General features: G+C 57.7%; 14 protein-coding genes. 9 read left to right on the top strand and 5 right to left on the bottom strand.

Going from position 1 to position 15,218, the window contains the following annotated elements; all coding sequences use genetic code 11:
• Window positions 1-15: 15 nt before the first annotated feature.
• Both recQ and JXR15_RS05135 read right to left on the bottom strand, forming a co-directional pair.
• Complete coding sequence (gene recQ / locus JXR15_RS05140) at window positions 16-2,055, bottom strand: DNA helicase RecQ (RefSeq protein WP_422052145.1); 2,040 nt, start codon at window positions 2,053-2,055, stop codon at window positions 16-18.
• A gap of 81 nt (window positions 2,056-2,136) precedes the next feature.
• Window positions 2,137-2,421, bottom strand: coding sequence for a YggT family protein (locus tag JXR15_RS05135; RefSeq protein ID WP_294115632.1), 285 nt, complete (start codon window positions 2,419-2,421; stop codon window positions 2,137-2,139).
• Window positions 2,422-2,546: 125 nt separating this feature from the next.
• Between JXR15_RS05135 and JXR15_RS05130 the strand changes: the two genes are divergently transcribed.
• The 8 genes from JXR15_RS05130 (at window position 2,547) to JXR15_RS05095 (ending at window position 10,077) form a co-directional block, all read left to right on the top strand.
• Window positions 2,547-3,083: an acyl-CoA thioesterase gene (locus tag JXR15_RS05130; RefSeq protein ID WP_422052144.1), complete on the top strand. Its 537-nt coding sequence runs from the start codon at window positions 2,547-2,549 to the stop codon at window positions 3,081-3,083.
• A 56-nt stretch (window positions 3,084-3,139) separates the two neighbouring features.
• The gene (locus JXR15_RS05125; RefSeq protein ID WP_422052143.1) at window positions 3,140-4,492 is read left to right on the top strand and encodes an MFS transporter; all 1,353 of its coding nucleotides are present in this window, start codon (window positions 3,140-3,142) and stop codon (window positions 4,490-4,492) included.
• Window positions 4,474-5,391, top strand: a complete 918-nt coding sequence (gene mepA, locus JXR15_RS05120) for a penicillin-insensitive murein endopeptidase (RefSeq protein ID WP_422052142.1) — start codon at window positions 4,474-4,476, stop codon at window positions 5,389-5,391. The genes JXR15_RS05125 and mepA overlap by 19 nt, the downstream gene beginning before the upstream one ends.
• Window positions 5,392-5,399: 8 nt before the next feature.
• The gene (locus tag JXR15_RS05115) at window positions 5,400-6,266 is read left to right on the top strand and encodes an esterase-like activity of phytase family protein (RefSeq protein ID WP_422052141.1); all 867 of its coding nucleotides are present in this window, start codon (window positions 5,400-5,402) and stop codon (window positions 6,264-6,266) included.
• A gap of 96 nt (window positions 6,267-6,362) precedes the next feature.
• On the top strand, window positions 6,363-6,998 hold the full coding sequence (locus JXR15_RS05110; protein ID WP_422052140.1) for a queuosine precursor transporter: 636 nt from the start codon (window positions 6,363-6,365) through the stop codon (window positions 6,996-6,998).
• Window positions 6,999-7,368: 370 nt separating this feature from the next.
• On the top strand, window positions 7,369-7,788 hold the full coding sequence (gene arfB / locus JXR15_RS05105; RefSeq protein WP_422052139.1) for an alternative ribosome rescue aminoacyl-tRNA hydrolase ArfB: 420 nt from the start codon (window positions 7,369-7,371) through the stop codon (window positions 7,786-7,788).
• A gap of 67 nt (window positions 7,789-7,855) precedes the next feature.
• Window positions 7,856-9,121, top strand: coding sequence for an aminotransferase class III-fold pyridoxal phosphate-dependent enzyme (locus tag JXR15_RS05100; protein ID WP_422052138.1), 1,266 nt, complete (start codon window positions 7,856-7,858; stop codon window positions 9,119-9,121).
• Entirely contained in the window at window positions 9,118-10,077 is a 960-nt protein-coding gene (locus tag JXR15_RS05095; RefSeq protein WP_422052136.1) for a phosphotransferase enzyme family protein, read from the top strand. Before JXR15_RS05100 ends, JXR15_RS05095 begins: the two co-directional genes overlap by 4 nt.
• Here the strand turns inward: JXR15_RS05095 and JXR15_RS05090 are convergent.
• The gene (locus JXR15_RS05090; protein WP_422052135.1) at window positions 10,074-10,520 is read right to left on the bottom strand and encodes a winged helix-turn-helix transcriptional regulator; all 447 of its coding nucleotides are present in this window, start codon (window positions 10,518-10,520) and stop codon (window positions 10,074-10,076) included. The two genes, JXR15_RS05095 and JXR15_RS05090, sit on opposite strands and share 4 nt — an antisense overlap.
• A gap of 137 nt (window positions 10,521-10,657) precedes the next feature.
• Between JXR15_RS05090 and JXR15_RS05085 the strand changes: the two genes are divergently transcribed.
• Window positions 10,658-11,566, top strand: a complete 909-nt coding sequence (locus JXR15_RS05085; RefSeq protein ID WP_422052134.1) for an alpha/beta hydrolase — start codon at window positions 10,658-10,660, stop codon at window positions 11,564-11,566.
• Here the strand turns inward: JXR15_RS05085 and pncB are convergent.
• Together pncB and JXR15_RS05075 are read right to left on the bottom strand one after the other, a co-directional pair.
• Window positions 11,563-12,855, bottom strand: a complete 1,293-nt coding sequence (gene pncB / locus JXR15_RS05080) for a nicotinate phosphoribosyltransferase (RefSeq protein WP_422052133.1) — start codon at window positions 12,853-12,855, stop codon at window positions 11,563-11,565. The two genes, JXR15_RS05085 and pncB, sit on opposite strands and share 4 nt — an antisense overlap.
• Window positions 12,856-12,930: 75 nt before the next feature.
• Complete coding sequence (locus JXR15_RS05075) at window positions 12,931-15,174, bottom strand: ATP-binding protein (RefSeq protein WP_422052132.1); 2,244 nt, start codon at window positions 15,172-15,174, stop codon at window positions 12,931-12,933.
• Window positions 15,175-15,218 lie beyond the last annotated feature (44 nt).

The raw sequence follows: 15,218 nt of genomic DNA, 5'->3' as shown, positions 1-15,218 counted from the left end.
ATATTTCAGAACTGTCTAAATGGCATCTCGCAAGACGTCCAGAAACGCCTCGCCAAACCGATTGGCACGCCGGTCTCCCAACAAGCGTTCCATCGCTTGCGCGTCACGCGGCTTGGCGCTGGCAATTTTTGCCAACAACCCGGCGGAACAGCTCATCGGCTTGTCGATTCCCTCCGGGCCGCGCAGCAGTTTGGATTGGGCTTCCAGCAATAAGTCGTAAAGGTCGGCATCCTGCCGGCCCGCGATCTTGCGGCGGCTAGGGTGCATCTGCTCTGCTTCGCCATTGATCACTTCCAAAAAGGCGTCGCCGTAATTGGCCAGCTTTTTTGCGCCGACCCCACTCACCCGCGCCATGTCATCCAAATTGGAAGGCCGCACTTCCGCCATTTCCGCCAAGGTGCGATCCGGGAAAATCACGTATGCGGGCACCTTGGCCGCTTCTGCCAACGCGCGGCGTTTGGCTTTGAGCGCGGACATCAAAGGGGCGTTTTCTTCGCTCACCAAAGTTTTTGCAGCTGGCCTGCGCGAGGTGGCGCGAATGGTGTCTCTGCGCAGTTGCACAGTATCTTCATCCCGCAGTATTGGCCTTGCCCGGTCTGTCATGGTCAGCGCGCCGTGGCGTTCCGGATTGGGGCGCACCAAGTCATGGCCCATCATTTGCCTAAAAACCGCTTGCCATTGGCGTTTGTCGTACTCGGTGCCAACACCATAGGTCGGCAAGACGTCATGTCCTCGCTCGCGGATTTTGTCGGTGTCATTGCCAAGCAGAATGTCGATCAGGTGACCGGTGCCAAACCACTCGCCAGTGCGCAAAATGGCCGACAGCGCTTTGCGCACCGCCACGGTGCCATCAAACACCTCAGGGGGCGTGTCGCAAAGATCGCACTTCCCACAAGTGACCTCGGTTTCTCCGAAGTATTGCAAAAGGTTGCGGCGACGACATTGCAGAGCTTCCGCCAAACCCAGTAGCGCATTGAGACGCGCATGGTCAGCGGCACGGCGTTCGGGCGGGGCCAAACCTTCGTCAATCTGCGACCGCCGCAGACGAATGTCATCAGAGCCAAACAAGGTCAGTGTTTCCGCGGGCGCCCCATCGCGACCTGCGCGACCGATCTCTTGATAATAAGCCTCAATCGACTTGGGCAAATCCGCATGTGCCACCCAGCGGATGTCGGGTTTATCAACCCCCATGCCAAAGGCCACGGTTGCCACCACAATCAGGCCATCTTCGCGTTGAAATCGCACTTCGGTGTCACGGCGTTCCTGTGGATCCATACCGCCGTGGTAATGCAGCGACAGGTGACCGTCTTCGCGCAGAGCTTTTGCCAGCGATTCCGTTTTGGCGCGGGTACCGCAATAGACAATCCCGGATTGCCCTTTTCGGGCAGCCGCAAACTGTAAGATTTGCTTTCGTGGATTGTCTTTGGCCGCAAAGGCCAGATGCAAATTGGGTCGGTCAAACCCATGCAGGAAAGTTTGCGGCGCTGCGCCACCAAACAGACGTTCAACAATTTCATCACGGGTTTCGGCGTCAGCTGTGGCTGTGAAGGCGGCAATTGGAACATCTAAGGCGTGTTGCAATTCGCCAATGCGCAGGTAATCGGGCCGGAAATCATGGCCCCACTGGCTCACACAGTGCGCTTCATCCACTGCAATGAGACCAACTCCAATTTGGCGCAACATGCCCAGCGCCGCGCCAGAGGCAAGCCGTTCAGGCGCAATATAGAGAAGTTTGAGGCGACCGGCATCGATAGCATCCCAAACTTGCGCGGTTTCTTCCTCTGTATTGCCAGAGGTCAGCGCACCTGCCTCCACGCCTGCCTCGCGCAAGGCCCGCACCTGATCGCGCATCAACGCGATCAAAGGGGAGATCACAACCGTGACACCGCCACGAATAAGCGCAGGCAACTGATAACACAGCGACTTGCCACCGCCGGTTGGCATGATGGCAAGCACATTGTCACCGCGGGTGACAGCGTCCACAATCTCTTCTTGTCCCGGGCGGAAGGCGTCAAAGCCAAAAACATCGCTCAGAACCGTAGTTGCGGCCTGCATTTCTCACCTTTTATTGGGACACTCTGCGTTGCGCGCGACTGTCCCATAGGCGGGCGCCAGCCTCAAGTCCGAAGGCGCAGGTTAGCCGAGAAGAACCGCTGGTAGAATGTAGTCCCGCAAAGAGATGATGATGACAAACACCACCAACGGCGCAAGATCCAAGGGGCGGGTATCTGGCATCACACGACGCACCGGTTCGTAGATCGGCTCCAGCAGGCGGTTCAGCCCGGTCCAGATTTGCGAGACCAGAGGTTGGCGCAGATTCAGAACCTGGAAATTGATCAACCAGCTCATGATGATATGTGCCAGCATAAAGAAGAAGGCGATATCCAAGATCAGCCGCAGTGGGCCATAAATTGCCATCATGAGAGGCTCCTTTGCTCCGATTGAGGCACAGTTAAGCACCGTTGCGTCAAAGCACAAGTCTGCGCTGGAATCTCGGTTGACGATGTGTTGCAGAGCGCATTGAAAGACGGTCAAAGGAGAGCCTTATGTATCCCATCATGCGCATGGTCAAAGAGCTGATCAAATTCCGCAACGCGTCCCCGCTGCCGTTGACCGGCACTCATGTGTCCGCGCACCGCTGTTGGCCGTCCGACATTGACCTGTGGATGGAGTTGAACAACGGGCGCACGCTGACCCTGTTTGACTTGGGGCGTATCCCGCTGGCGCAACGCATTGGCTTGGTGGCTGTGTTGCGTCAGGAAAAATGGAGCATGACCATGGCGGGAGCGACGGTGCGCTATCGCCGCCGCATCCGCACGTTTGAGAAAGTGGAAATGCGCAGCCGAGCGGTGTTTTGGGATGACCGTTTTATCTACCTGGAGCAGTCCATGTGGAAACAAAACGGCGAATGCGCCAACCACGCACTGTACCGCGCCGCGGTTACGGATCGCGCGGGCATAGTGACGCCGGATCGTGTTCTGGCGGCCATGGGGCGAGAGGAAACCTCTCCGGTCTCGCCAGAATGGGTGGCCAACTGGATTGCTGCAGAGTCCACCAGACCGTGGCCTCCAATGCAGGATTAACTTGCTAAGGTTGTGACATCCCGTCTAAGTGTAAATCAAAGTCCGGGGGGATGCGGATGTCGGAAGTTTCAGCGCGTAAGCGCATTTGGGGTTGGTTCTTTTTTGACTGGGCAAGCCAGCCATATAATACCCTCCTGATCACCTTTATTTTTGCGCCATATATCAAAGATTTGATGGGCGATGGCGCCGAAGCGCAGGCGGCCTGGGGATTCGGCGTTGCAGCAGCAGGCATTGTCATTGCCATCTTAGCCCCGGTCCTAGGCGCCATGGCGGACAATTCAGGCAACAGACTACGCTGGATCTGGCTGTTTTCGGCAATGTATGTTGTCGGCGCTTTTGGGCTTTGGTTTGCGGCCCCCGGCAGTTTTGATCTGCACAAAACCCTGTTTTTGTTTGCCGTTGGCCTGATCGGAATGGAATTTGCGACGATCTTCACCAATTCCATGTTGCCGGAACTTGGTTCCACGGAGGAAGTGGGGCGCATTTCTGGCAACGGCTGGGCGTTTGGTTATGTTGGTGGACTTGTCACGCTTGTGCTGATGCTGGCGTTGTTTGCCGAAGACGCTGACAGCGGCAAAACCATGATTGGTCTGGATCCGGCCTTTGGCCTTGACGCAAGCCAACGAGAAGGCACGCGGTTTGTGGGCCCACTGACGGCATTGTGGTACGCAATCTTTATGATCCCGTTTTTCTTGTGGGTACGCGATCCGAAGCCAACCAAGCCCCCCAAAGGGGCCACAGCCAGCGCGCTCAAAGAAGTGTGGGGCACCATTCGAAACCTGCCACAAACCCCATCGCTTTTTGCCTATTTGGGCAGCTCAATGTTCTACCGCGACGCGCTGAACGGGATGTATACGTTTGGGGGCATTTACGCGGCAGGCGTATTGAATTGGTCGGTGGTGGATGTGGGTATTTTTGGCATTCTGGCGATCATTTCCGGCGCAATCTTCGCCTGGATAGGCGGACGGGCGGACGCAAAAATGGGTCCCAAGCCTGTCATTACCTTCTGCATTTTTGTACTGTGTGGCGTGGCCATTGCCATTGTTTTCGTCTGCCGCGAGAGCGTGTTTGGCATTGCTGTGGAAGAAACCTCCAAACTGCCCGACGTGATTTTCTATGTGCTAGGCGCCTTGATTGGGGCCGCTGGTGGCGTGATTCAATCGGCGAGCCGCTCTATGATGGTACGACAGGCGCTGCCGGGCAAAACCGCTGAATCCTTTGGGCTCTATGCATTGGCCGGCAAAGCGACCTCTTTCATCGCACCCTTTATGATTGGGGTCGTGACGCTCATGTCCGGCAGCCAGCAGATTGGCGTGACGCCGCTTATCGCTCTTTTCCTACTGGGTCTGATCCTGCTACGCTGGGTCAACCCAAAGGGAGATAGCGACACATGGGCTACCGCGTCTTAACTGTACTGGCCCTGATTGGGCTTGCGGCGTGTAAGAACGAGGCACCGGAGCGCACAGTTGCGGTGTCGACCCAGCAACAAGTCCCGGCAAGCATGCAGGGCATTCAAGCCAAGCAGCTTTTTGGCGCCAAACCTGTCGCCTCGCAACAAAGCAGCGCCCCGTTTGGCGGCTATTCCAAAGGTTGTCTGGCCGGGGGAGATATGCTGCCGGAAACTGGCCCAACCTGGCAAGCCATGCGGCTGTCGCGCAACCGGAATTGGGGCCATCCCGAAACCATCTCATATATCAAAGACCTATCCGCCAAAGCTGCGAAGCAGCCTGGCTGGAACGGGCTTTACATTGGGGACATAAGCCAGCCGCGCGGGGGACCGATGTTGACCGGACACCGCTCGCATCAATTGGGACTGGACATCGATATCTGGATGCTGCCTGCGAACCGGCTGAACCTGACACCAGCCGAACGGGAGAGCATTTCCTCGATTTCTATGCGGCGCGAACGAGGCGCTTACGTCAACAGCAGTTGGACCAAGCAGCATCATGAGATCCTGAAAGCAGCCGCAAGTGACCCTCGGACAGCGCGAATTTTTGTCTTCCCCGGCGCCAAGGTGCAGATGTGTGACGATGCCAAAGGCGACCGCGCGTGGCTGCGAAAAATCCGGCCATGGTGGGGGCACCACTATCATTTTCATGTGCGGCTGAACTGTCCAGATGGCACCACAGGGTGCGTGAACCAAGATCCGCCGCCCAAGGGCGATGGCTGTGATGATGCGAGACAGTGGGTGCAGGATATACTGTTCCCACCGCCCCCAGATCCCAATGCGCCCAAGCCAAAACCACGACGTGAACTTCAGATGACGGACCTTCCACAACAATGCGTCGCAGTTTTGCAATCGCCGTAGCGGCGTGTGTGCTCAGTGTTGGAGTGTTGGCGAGCCACAGCAAAAGCGGCGCGCCCGATGATCTGGCAGAGCATGTTTCGACTTATACATGGCGCCTGCACGACGGGTGGTTTGGCGGATTTTCCGGCATCGAGCTGTCTCGCGACGGTCGCGAGATGGTGGCCATTTCCGATCGCGGGATGTTTGTAACCGGCACATTGCGCCGCAACGATGGAGCTGTTTCCAGTGTTGAGGACGCTGAAGCCTTTCGGGTGTTGGACACCACGGGCACCTTCCCCAAAAAGGCGGGATTGCGCGACAGCGAAGGTCTGGTGCTTCAGACGGACGGCAAACTTGTGGTGTCCTTTGAGGGAAAACACCGCCTCAACCGGTTTGCCCAACCGGGAGCCAAGGCACAGGGTATGCCTTGGCGCAAAGCGTTCAACCGGATGAAAGTGAACGGCGGTTTTGAAGCTTTGGCGATCAACAATTGGGGCAAGATTTTTGCGATTCCCGAGCAACCGCTTGGCGATGCAAGCGTGGCCCAAGTCTTCACGTTGAAGAAAGGCCAATGGAAGAAAGCCTTTACCTTGCCGCGCGAGAAACAGTTTCAGCCTGTGGGCGCGGATTTTGGGCCGGACGGACGATTGTACCTTTTGGAGCGGGGATTCAATGGTCTGGGCTTTCGGGTTCGGGTGCGTAGTTTCGCTGTGGAACGCAACACGGTCAGTGATGAAAAACTGTTGTTGCGCAAAGGCATAGGCATTCACGACAACCTCGAAGGACTGGCGGTCTGGCGCGATGATTTGGGTCGTATCCGGCTAACAATGATCTCAGATGATAATTTCCGTTTGATCCAGCGCACCGAGATCGTGGAATACGCGATCCCTCAATAAAGCTTGATTTGCCAAACGACGCGCGGTAGGAGCGCCCCGTCCCGCGACGGTCGCGGGGCCAAGTCGCCGCTACCTTGACAAAACGGGCTCAGACAAATGAAAACGACCTATCTTCCTGGCATCATTGCCATGGCTGCCATTGTTGTAGCCTCCAATATTCTTGTGCAATTCCTCTTTGGTCAGTGGCTGACCTGGGGGGCGTTCACCTATCCTCTCGCCTTTCTTGTGACCGACGTGATGAACCGCGTTTATGGTGCGCCTGCCGCACGAAAAGTGGTTTTTGCCGGTTTCATCGTAGGTGTGATCTGTTCCTTCATTGGTACCAAGATCATGTTGCAAGGCGACGGCTTCACCTATCCTGCCGTGACATTGCGCATTGCAATTGGCTCCGGCCTGGCGTTCCTGACGGCGCAACTGCTTGATGTTGCTATCTTTGATCGGCTGCGCGAGGGCGCGTGGTGGCGGGCGCCTTTGGCCTCGACCCTGATCGGCTCCTCTGTGGATACAGCTATTTTCTTCACTGTTGCCTTCAGCGGCGCACTCTCGGTCATCGAACCAAGCAACGATGTGAGCTGGGCGGGCGAAATGCTGCCGCTTCTGGGCGCGGGCCCTGTGGTGCCACTTTGGGTGAGCCTGGGCTTTGCCGATTGGTGCGTAAAACTTTCGCTCGCACTGCTTGCGCTTGTGCCGTTCCGCATGATCGTGGGGTCTTTGACTGCGCGCACCACATGATTTTGTTTGACTTATCCCCAACCTGTGGCAGGCTGGGGGTACGCGAAACAAATTGAAGGGAGGTGCCCATTGTCTAGAGAAGCTATGGAGAACGAGGTCGGAACAGTTTGGGGGGAGCGCAGCTGAGGCAGCCCTTGGCTGACGTAAAGTCCGAATTGGTGTGATCCTAACCGATGCACCTCCAATCATCTCGAAGGGCTGCTTCCAACGCGGGAAGCGGCCCTTTTTGCTGTCAAATTAACCACTCAAAGTCACCCAAAAACCACGTCGGTTTCGCGTCGGTATTACGACTGTATTGCGGTGGTGCGAATTTCCAGCGCATATCAAAGCGGAAATCTTAATCGACAGGCCGCGCAACGCGGAGACATGCATGCGGATCAGCGACGACATCACAATTGAGGACTGGGAGCTGACCGAGCAGTTCATGCGTGCCAGCGGGCCTGGCGGGCAGAATGTGAACAAGGTCGCAACCGCGGTAGAACTGCGGTTTGAGGCGGAGCGCTCTCCTGCCCTTTCAGCCCCGGTGAAGGCGCGCCTCAAACGGCTGGCCGGACGACGCTGGACCAAAGACGGTGCGATCATAATCCAGTGTGACGAGACCCGCAGCCAAGCGCGCAATCGCGACATTGCGCGTGACCGTTTGGCGGAGCTGGTCCGCAAGTCTCTGGTGGCGCCTAAACGGCGGATCAAGACCAAGCCGACCTACGGCAGCCAGCAACGACGTCTCAAAGCCAAGAAGGTGCGCGGTGACGTAAAGGCGATGCGTGGCAAAGTCTCCCGCGACGAGTGATTGCGGGGTTGCAGCCTCAGGGCTTCAGGCGCAGTAATGGCGCCGGAGCAAATTGAGGGAGCAAGCCATGTCGGATATTTTGGCGCGGCGCAAACGGCTGTTGGGGCCACATGTCACCACCTTTTACAAAGAGCCTGTGCATTTGGCACGCGGCGAAGGGGTTTGGTTGTGGGACACGGACGGCCGCAAATATCTGGACTGTTACAACAACGTGCCGCATGTCGGGCATTGCCACCCGCGGGTGGTTGAGGCGATTGCGACACAGGCTGCCACGCTGAACACGCACACTCGGTATGTGCATGACGGGATTCTGGAGTATGGAGAGGCGTTGACCGCAAAGTTTGACCATGACCTGAGCAGCATGGTGATGGTCTGTTCCGGATCGGAAGCCAACGATGTGGCGTTGCGCATGGCGCAGGCGGTGACCGGCAAGACCGGCGTCATCACCACTGACAACACCTATCACGGCAATACCACTGCGGTGAGCCAGCTGAACAGTTCCAAGACCCCAATTGGTGGCTTTAGAGATCATGTGAAACGCGTGCCTGCGCCGGACAATATGCAGCCTACTGGCGGCACGCGCGATGGTCAGAAAGCGGCCTTCACCGCGGGCGTTAAAGCGGCGATTGCCGAGCTTGAGGCCTCCGAACACGGTCTGTCGGCGCTGATTATCTGCCCGTATTTTGCCAATGAGGGTTTCCCAACCTTGGAAGAAGGCTTCCTTGATGAGGCCGTGGCCGCAGTGAAGGCGGAGGGCGGCATTGTGATTGCCGATGAAGTGCAGCCGGGATTTGGGCGAATTGGCAGCCACTGGTGGGGACACCAGAAACTTGGATTTGCGCCGGACATTGTGACTTTGGGCAAGCCGATGGCAAACGGGCATCCGGTGGCAGCGACGATCACGCGGCCGGAAATCCTGACCGCATTTCAGGAAGGTTTCAAATACTTCAACACCTTTGGCGGCAACCCGGTGAGTGCGGCGGCGGCACATGCGGTGCTCAATGTGATTGAAGACGAAGGGCTAGTTGAAAACGCGGCGGATGTGGGCGCCTATGCGGTGGCGCAGTTGAAAGAGCTGCAGGCTCGGTATGACGTGATTGCCGATGTGCGCGGCTCCGGCCTGTTCTTTGGTGTGGAGCTGTGGCGCGATGGGAAACCGGCCACAGAGGTTTGCACGGCGATGATTGACGAGATGCGCGACCGTGGCGTGCTGCTGCACAGCGAGGGACGGTATGACAACACGCTCAAGATTCGCCCGCCCTGTGCGTTTGATCGCGGCAATGCAGACCTGTTGGTGGAGACCCTAAATTCGGCGTTTGAGGCGGTGCTATGAACAATCAAGAAGCCATTGTTGCCGCGCAGGAGGCGCTGAAGGCTTGGGGTGTGGAGATGACACCTCGGTTGATCAAGAACCGTGAGAACATCGTTTTGGAAGCGGCGGGGCCGGATGGGCAGCGCGCGGCGTTGCGGCTGCATCGGCCTGGGTATCAAAGCGATGATGCGATCCGGTCGGAACTGTGGTGGTCTGAGGCGCTGGTGGCAGCCGGTATGCTGGTGCCGCAGCCGATCCGTACCCTGGCTGGCGATGTGCTGGCGACGGGTGGCGCGCGCGTCGCCTCGCTGGTGACCTGGCTGGACGGCGCGCCACTCGGTGAAGGTGGTGTGCCGCTGGCGATGGATGTGGCGGAGCAGGACCGGCTGCATGAGGCATTGGGGGCGGAACTGGCGCGTTTGCATGTGGCCAGCGATGCGATGACACGGCCGGAGGCATTTGCGCGCGAGGTGTTGGACCTGGGCGCGCTGCTGGGCGACGCGCCGTCCTGGGGACGGTTCTGGGAGAATGCCAGCCTGTCAAAGGAGGAAGCTGCGCTGTTGCTGTCCTGTCGCGAGAAGCTGTTGGCGGAGATTGGCGCGCATGCAGACGCGGGTGGTGATTTTGGCTTGATCCATGCGGATGCCTTGCGGGAAAATGTGCTGGTTCAGGACGGGCAAACGCGGCTGATCGACTTTGACGATGGCGTGTTTGGCTTCCGCATGTATGAGCTGGGCGTGGCCATGTCCCAGAATTGGGATCAGGCCAATGAGGCAGCTTTGGGGGCAGCCTTGCTGCGGGGCTACGCCTCTGTACGGGCCTTGCCGGACCAGGCGGAGCAGCTGGTGCTGGCGTTTACCGTGATGCGGGCCATGGCATCGTGTGGCTGGGTCATCGGACGCTATGCCGACGATCATCCGGCTGTGCGCGACTACGCCGAGCGGGCGATTGCCATGGCGACACGGTATTTGGCTTAGCGGCGGGTGGTTTCAACCCAAATGGACTTTGAGGTGATTTCGGCGCCGGTGTTGGCGTCGATCACCTTGGGGTCTGTGGGTTGTCGAGTTTCGCGATCGAGGAATCTATAGGGCTCCGATTTTTCCGTGGGCAAGTGGGTCTGCGCCCAAGCTGTCATGGCCTGCATGACCGGCACAAAGTCTTTGGCGGCTTGGGTTGGGTGATACTCGTAGCGCGTGGGGCGCTCCTGATAAGGTTTGCGCTCCAGAAGGCCGTGTGATTCCAATCGCTTGAGACGATCCGACAACACGTGACGCGTGATCTTTAGGCGTTTTTGAATGTCATCAAAGCGGCGGATGCCAAACAGGGTGTCGCGCAGGATGAGCAGCGTCCAGCGGTCGCCGAGCACCGACATTGTGCGGGCTACAGAGCAGCCTTCATTGGGGAGATCGGTCCATTTCATGGGTTTCACATAGCATCTCTCGCAGATTTTCCCAACAGGTTCCAAAACAGAACTTGACTCAGTTCTGATTTGGAACTTATGAATCTCTGCATGGGTTCCATTTTGGAACCTAGCCACGTTTGGCGCAGGAGAGAGTGATGACCGACAGCAGTGTTCCTTCCATTGTGCGGCGGCGACGCAAGCTGCCGCAGATCAAAAAGCTGGCGATGTTGGCGGCACTGCGCAGCCAGATGTGGGTGATGTCCCGCACGTCGCCAGACACGGCGGCAGCACGGTTGGCAGATTTGTTCACCACCCCTCCCCGCCCGTCTGTGCGCCATTGGGAACGCCATGCCATGACACAAGCGCGCTACACGCGGCGGCGGTTTGGCGCCTTGGGGTTTCTATCGTTGTACCGATGGGTGCCGGAGGGTAATGGGCCGCATCCCAAAGTGCTCTTGATGCATGGGTTTGGCGGGCGGATCAGCCAGTTGAGCGGTTTGGCGGAGCCCTTGGTGGCCGCGGGTTATGAAGTGGTGGGGTTTGATGCGCCGGGGCATGGGCAATCACCAAAACGCAACGCCGGGTTGCCGGATTTTGTCGATGCGCTGGAGATGTTTGCCACACAGGAGGGGCCGTTTGATACGGTGGTTGGCCATTCCATGGGCGGCGCGGCGGTGGCAACGGCCTTGCGGCGGGGCATGGTAGCCAAGCGCGCGGTGCTGATTGCGCCGCCGGCCTATCCGGGTACGTATCTGGCGCAGACGGGGCGCATGTTGGGGGCCACTGAGAAGGTTTCCGGGCGGGCACAGGCGTTGATCGAGGCGCGGTATGGGCGGGCATTTGATGAGTTTCGCACGCCGCTTAATGCGTCAGTTCTAAATCAAGACGCGTTGATCCTGCATGATTGCAACGATCAGCAGGTGCCGCTGTCTGAAGGCGAACAAGTGGCCAAAGCCTGGGAAGGGGCGCAATTTGAGATCACCGAGGGCCTGGGCCACACCCGCATTTTACAGGCCCCAAGCACGGTGGCTTTGGTGCAGAAGTTTCTGATGGAAACGACTTAGACGATCACATCCATTTCATCCTGCTGCCCAACACCAAACACCCGCTTGTAGCGTTCGATTTCGCTGGCGGGACCCATGGCTTTGTTGGGGTTGTCCGACAGTTTCACTGTCGGCTTTCCGTTGGCTTTGATAGCTTTGCATACCATGGAGAACGGCGCCAGACCGTCGTCCTGGGTCAAACCGCGGAAGTCGTTGGTCAGCAAGGTGCCCCAACCAAAAGACACACGCACACGGCCAGCAAACTGCGTGTGTAATTCGGCAATTTTGTCGGTATCCAAGCCATCGGAGAAAATTACCAGTTTTTTAGTGGGGTCTTCACCACGGTCTTTCCACCAGCGAATGGCGGTTTCGGCACCTTTGGCGGGATCGCCGCTGTCGATGCGAATACCCGTCCAGCCAGCAAGCCAATCCGGTGCGCCTTGCAAAAAGCCTTCGGTGCCGTAGGTGTCCGGCAGGATGATGCGCAGGTTGCCTTCGTGTTCTTCGTGCCAGTCCGCTAGGACTTTGTAAGGGGCCTGACGCAACGCTTCGTCATTTTCTGCCAGTGCGGAGAACACCATCGGCAATTCATGTGCATTGGTGCCAATCGCTTCCAGATCGCGTTTCATCGCAATCAAGCAGTTGGAGGTGCCGACGAATTTGTCACCGAGGCCTTCGACCATAGCCTGCACACACCAGTCTTGCCAAAGATAGGAATGACGGCGGCGGGTACCAAAATCAGCAATCCGCAGGTCAGGCAAGGTACGCAGGTGGTCGACTTTCTCCCACAGCTTGGTCATGGCGCGGGCGTAGAGCACTTGCAGCTCAAACTTGCGCATGTCGTGCAGCACGGCCCGGCCGCGCAGTTCCATCAGAACGGCCAGAGCCGGGATTTCCCAGAGCATGACTTCGTGCCATTTGCCTTCAAAGGTCAACTCATACTGGCCGTCGCGCTTTTCCAGATGGTAGTCCGGTAAGCGCATGTTTTCGAACCACTCCATGAAGTCCGGACGAAACATCTGGCGCTTACCGTAGAAGGTGTTGCCGCGCAGAAAGGTGCTTTCGCCACGGCTCAGGGACAGCGATTGGATGTGGTCGAGCTGTTCGCGCAACTCGCCTTCGTCGATCAGATCCGCCAAGCGGATGTTGGAAGATCGGTTGATCAAGCTAAAGGTGACATGCGCGTCAGGGCGATTGCGAAAAATCGACTGACACATCAGCAACTTATAAAAGTCGTTGTCGATGAGGGAACGCACAATGGGATCAATTTTCCATTTGTGGTTCCAGACACGGGTGGCGATATCGACCATATTCTCTGGTCCTCACAGTCTCGTTTCGCCGTTGATACCCAGAAAACCAAGGGTCTGGAAGCCCTTATGGGTGAGTCAGCGCGACTGAACCACGCGGGTGCGGCTTTCCAGTCCCTGTGCAATGGCTTTCAGCAGGTCGATGCGGCGCACCGGTTTGGGCAGAAACCCATTCATACCCGCCTCGAGACAGGCCTGACGGTCACTGCGATAGGCATTGGCCGTCAGAGCAATGATGTGCGGCTGGACCGGGATGTGGTTGCGAATGAAGCGAGTGGCGTCGAGCCCATCCATTTCCGGCATGGACATGTCCATAAGCACCACCTGCGGCTTATGCGTCTTGACCATCTCGACTGCCTCCTTGCCGTTCACGGCCGTGATTAACGTCAGTGGCAAATCTTTCAGCAGCTTCTGCACAAGGAACCGGTTGGTGCGATTGTCTTCTGCCAAAAGCACGGTTGTGCCGGCAAACACCATTGGGTCCGGCATTACATCCGGGTCCTCGATACGCTTGGCCGGGAGGGTGACAGCAGGAAAATCCACATGCACGACAAAGCACGACCCAACGTTTAGCGCGCTGGTTGCGGTGACATCTCCGCCCATCATCCGAGCCAGCTGGCGTGAAATGGCAAGGCCCAGCCCGGTCCCACCAAAGCGCCGCGTGGTGGCAGCATCCGCCTGGGCAAATTGGTCAAACACATGTTCAATGCGATCCGGGGCGATGCCGATACCCGAATCCGTGACCGAAATCTCCAGACCGTGGTCTGGGCCTTCTTTGACCGTGCCCACATGCACAGTCACGCCACCGGTTTCAGTGAACTTGATGGCGTTGCCAATCACATTCACCAATATTTGCCGCAAGCGGCCGTCGTCGCCCCAAACCGTACGGGGCAGGTTGTCGGTGGTTTCAATCACAAGCGAAATGCCCTTTGACGCCGCTTGCGGGCGCATCAGGTTCATGACTTCGTCCAGACAGGGCTGCAACTCAAAGGCAACGGAACTGATTTTTAGATGACCGTCCTGGAGTTTTGAGAAATCAAGGATATCGTTGATGATGGTCAGCAGCGCTTCAGACGAATGGCGAATGGTCTGTACATAAAGCGTCTCTTCGGCGCTGAGCTTTGCGTCTGTCAGAAGCTCCGACATGCCAATAATGCCGTTCATCGGCGTGCGGATTTCATGGCTCATGGTCGCAAGGAAGGCGGTTTTGGCGCGCTCCCCCTGCTCCGCCGCCCGCTTGGCCTCTGCCAATTCACTTTCGCGCTGATTCTTAAGGGTGACGTCCCGGTCCACCGAGATGACCATCTCGAGCTTGCCGTTTTCATCAAACACCGGAGAGAGGTTGGTTTCGACCCAGAACGGCGCGCCAACTTTGGTGTAGTTCACGTTTTCGCCGCTGGCGGCCACGCCGTCTTTGATGGCCTGTGTGAACCGCTTCAGAATCGCGGGGTCGGACCGGGGGCCGTGCAGGTAATCGGCGGGATGTTTGCCCACAACTTCGGACAGCTTGTAGCCGGTTTTGCGGGTGAAGGCCGGGTTGACCCAAAGCGTGTTGGCATCCGCGTCCAACATGATGATGCTGTCGACGGCATTTTCGGCAATCGAGCCCAGAAAACGGCCTTCGCGCTGACGTGCGAGCAGAGAGGCGTTGGCCTTGGCCAGCTCCAGCCCCTGTTCAATCTGGCGGCGCTGTTGCCGCAAATCCCGCTGGCGTCCGGTTGTGACATAGCTGACAAATGGCAACATGGTGTACGCGACCATGAGGGCAGCAACCAGGTTGTAGAACACCTGTTCACGGTGGCTCTGCAGCATATAAAAATCTGCGACGAATAGCAGAAAGACTGAGGCTCCGTACACTGAAAGGCGGATGAAGGCCGCCGCGCGGTGGTATGACAAAGCCATAATGGCATTCACGGAGGCGGACCCTAAATAGGCCAGGCACAGCAGGAGTGCGGCTTCGCGTGGGGTTGCCAACCATAAGATCGCGACAAAGGCTGAAAGGCCAAACGCCTGAGCAAATGCCGTTAGTGTTGTTTTACGCAGGAGGGTCTTAACAGTCTCACCGCGCTCTAATTTCTTGGTCACTCCCCGTAGCACGTAGCTGTCGATTACATCGCCAATGGCCGCAACCAAAACGGCCAACGCCGCGATTTGGAGCGACACAGTATAGGCAAGGACCACAGCCCCAAACAGCACGAGCACTTGGCGGCTGGGGAAATATCGCAGACGACCACGGGCGTAACGCACCAACAGGCCGGCCGGCGTGTTGCGCCGGTCAAAAGCCTCCAGGGCCCGGTTAAGCTCGTGAATCTCCGCAGCCATTTCCCAATCTTCTCAGACAACTAACAATGGGTAAATGACCGGTA

The organism is Shimia sp. (assembly GCF_049116215.1).
Lineage (GTDB): Bacteria > Pseudomonadota > Alphaproteobacteria > Rhodobacterales > Rhodobacteraceae > Shimia.
The sequence above is the reverse complement of the archived record's forward strand: the minus strand, read 5'-3'. Positions and strand labels throughout refer to the sequence as shown.